Source organism: Streptomyces sp. NRRL S-1022 (assembly GCF_000720135.1).
GTDB lineage: Bacteria > Actinomycetota > Actinomycetes > Streptomycetales > Streptomycetaceae > Streptomyces.
Window position 1 is genome coordinate 1 of sequence record NZ_JOIU01000228.1, and the last position, 202, is coordinate 202.

Below are 202 nucleotides of genomic sequence, written 5' to 3' on the forward strand. Positions count from 1 at the left end.
CCTGGAGCGGCTGTCGGAGGCGCGGCGCAAGGGCCACCGGGTGCTGGCGGTGGTGCGGGGCAGCGCGGTCAACCAGGACGGTGCTTCGAACGGCCTGACCGCCCCGAACGGGCCTTCGCAGCAGCGGGTGATCCGCAAGGCGCTGGCGAACGCCGGGCTGACCCCGGCGGACGTGGACGCGGTGGAGGGCCACGGCACGGGG

General features: G+C 76.2%; 1 protein-coding gene. It reads left to right on the forward strand.

Annotated elements, in window-relative coordinates; genetic code table 11:
* On the forward strand, window positions 1-202 hold a 202-nt coding region (locus IG05_RS43470; RefSeq protein WP_037816143.1), incomplete at both ends, for a hypothetical protein.